Here is a 2778-nt window from a genome sequence, read left to right as displayed (position 1 = left end):
GCTACAAACGGCGAAAGTCGATTGGCCCGAAAGGGGATTATCCGATTCCACCCGAAGTCGATTTCAATCTCTGGAGTGGTCCGGCACCCTACACCACACCGCGGTGCACCCGCCCGAATTTCCATTATGATTGGCACTGGCAGCGGCTGTACGGTAACGGCGATCTGGGCAACCAGGGGCCCCATCAGACCGACATCGCACGCTGGGGACTCGGCATTAACAGTCATCCGTTCAGCGTCATTTCCTACGGCGGCCGACTGGGTTACCAGGCCGAGCGGCATGATGATAACTATGTCGATGCCGGTGATACTGCGAACACGGAGGTTTCCATCTACGATTACGGCGACAAGTGCATCGTCTTCGAAACGCGCGGTCTGTCAGTGGCCAACTCCGCGGACGAGGAAATCAACTATTTCTTCCAGGGTATCTCCGAAAACAAGATTGGCGTGATCTTCTATGGGTCTGACGGCTATCTCGTCCAGCGGACGTACACCCACTGCGTGGCGTACGACAAGAACAAAAAACCGATCAAGGAATTCAGAGGCGCCGGTAACCACTTCGCCAACTTCATCGACGCATGCCTCAGCCGCAACCCCAAAGATCTGCATTCCGACGCTTGGGAGGGACACCTCTCAGCGGCCATCAGTCATCTGGGCAACATTTCCTATTATCTCGGTGAAAATAACAAGGTTTCGCCCGAGGAAGCCAAACGGGTGCTGGCCAACGTCAAGAGCCTGGATGACAATATCGCGACGCTGGAACGGACGCTGCGACATCTCGTGGATAACGGCGTCGATTTGAAGAAGTATCCCATCTCCATGGGACCGCTCTTAAAGTTCGATCCCGAGAAGGAAATCTTCCCGGATTCGCCGGAAGCGACAGCGTTGACGACGCGGGAATATCGAGCTCCCTTCGTTTGTCCAACAGCGGATAAAGTGTGAGCACCAGGCGGGCCACCCGCCTTGTCCAAGGTCTGCCAGCTTCGGGCCCCGTCGCGGTGTATTCCGAGACCGCGTGATCCCGGTCGAGTGAAAACCACGACGGGGCCGGATGACGTTTTGAAAAACGGGACGGTTCAACTCCCCCAGTCCAGCAGGGAGGATCGCCATGCTGGACCGACCGGTTGGGCGTGTGTTTGCAGGCAGCGTGGTGACCGCGGGGCTTCTCCTGGCGGCGTACGCCGTGGTGAGAAGCGTTTTCTTCATATCGGAACAGGTTCAACGAACTGCTGATTCTGAGCCGGCAATGACCTGGATGGATGCAAGTCATGATACCTCCGGAGGAGCATCAGAGCAGTCTGCGGAATCGAACCCGCAGCAGTCAACGACTCACAGCGAAAGTACCGACACGAGCCAACAGAAGCAATCCTTCGAGTTGAAGCCGGGACCATGTCATCCGGTCTTCCCGCCTGAACCGGAGGCTTTTCGTTTGGCCCGGCAGAAGATGGTCCAATTTCAACTTTGGTCCCGTGACATCGTTGACCCTCAGGTTCTTTACGTGATGGGCCGTATCCCGCGACATGAGTTTGTACCGGAGGACGTCATCGTAGAGGCCTACGACGACCATCCCCTGCCCATCGGCTACCATCAGACTATTTCGCAGCCGTATATCGTCGCGCTCATGACGCAGTTGGCGCGTCCCCGGCCGCACCACCGGGCCCTGGACATTGGAACGGGCTCGGGGTATCAGGCGGCGATTCTCGCTGAACTCTGTCGGGAAGTGTACAGCATCGAGATTGTGGAACCGCTGGCCCAAGAGGCGGCCGAGCGTCTCAAACGCCTCGGCTACACGAATGTGGTTGTCAAGACCGGAGACGGGTACCGCGGCTGGCCGGAAAAGGCCCCGTTCGATGTTATCATCGTCGCAGCGGCGCCTGATCATATACCGCAACCTCTCGTGGATCAGCTTGCGGTGGGTGGACGGCTCGTTATTCCCGTGGGACGTGTTGAACAACAGCTCCTCGTGATTGAAAAACGGCCGGACGGCTCGATTCATCGCGAGAGCGTCGCACCTGTTCTGTTTGTCCCCATGACGGGCGAAGCCCAGCGGCGGTCGCGATGATCGTTTCTCCTTCCTTTCCGGTGCGCGGACTTATACGTTTTTGGGAAGAAACTGTGACCTCTTACGGAGTCCCCACATCGCGATACTTACCCCGCCAGCACACGAACAAAACGGAGCGTGCTCATGTTGGCGCGGCACTGTGACCAAGCTCCGACCTTCCGAGCGTGGTACGTCCTGGGAATCGTCATCGTACTTGCAGGCTGGCGCGCTTCTCCACTTTTGGCAACGGAAGGCGTATTCAACGGCTCTTTCGAGCAGGACAACGATGGTGACGGCGTTCCAGACGGGTGGAGAACGGCCGGCCGAGGAACGATTATCCAACATCTGAAACGGGTACCCTTGCCCGAGGGCGGTTACGTAGCGCGACTCACGTGCACAAAATTCGAAGGCGGCTTCCCCGACAGCCACGCCATGGTGTGCCAGCTCAATGTCGTATCGGTGAAACGTGGGCAATGGTACCGACTGCGGCTGCGGGCCAGGGCTGAGGAGCTTGTCGCGGGAAGTGTCTGCGTGGCACTGGTCAACTATCGCAATTGGACTCCCACCGGGCTGCAGGAAATTTTTTCACCTACGAGCGAGTGGGAATCATTCGAGTTCTATTTTCGCGCTACAACCGACCTCCCCGCCGAAGAGAGTCGGTTCCAAATCTACTTTCAAAGTACCGGCACACTCTGGTTGGACGACGTGGAGTTGACCCCGGTTCCAGATTTCCGACCG

2 protein-coding genes and 1 pseudogene are annotated in these 2778 nt (G+C 57.7%); all 3 read left to right on the top strand.

From position 1 onward, the window contains the following. A pseudogene (locus H5U08_RS14960) lies at window positions 1–941 on the top strand (gfo/Idh/MocA family oxidoreductase); the annotation flags it as partial. Window positions 942–1107: 166 nt separating this feature from the next. Beyond that, window positions 1108–2061 carry a protein-L-isoaspartate(D-aspartate) O-methyltransferase gene (locus tag H5U08_RS14955; RefSeq protein WP_297034780.1) on the top strand — a complete coding sequence of 318 codons (954 nt, stop codon included), beginning with the start codon at window positions 1108–1110 and terminating at the stop codon, window positions 2059–2061. Window positions 2062–2184: 123 nt separating this feature from the next. Next, window positions 2185–2778: hypothetical protein (locus H5U08_RS14950; RefSeq protein WP_297034777.1), on the top strand; the 594-nt coding region annotated here is incomplete at its 3' end.

The sequence above is a fragment of the Thermogutta sp. genome, from assembly GCF_014359955.1.
GTDB lineage: Bacteria > Planctomycetota > Planctomycetia > Pirellulales > Thermoguttaceae > Thermogutta.
The sequence above is the reverse complement of the archived record's forward strand: the minus strand, read 5'-3'. Positions and strand labels throughout refer to the sequence as shown.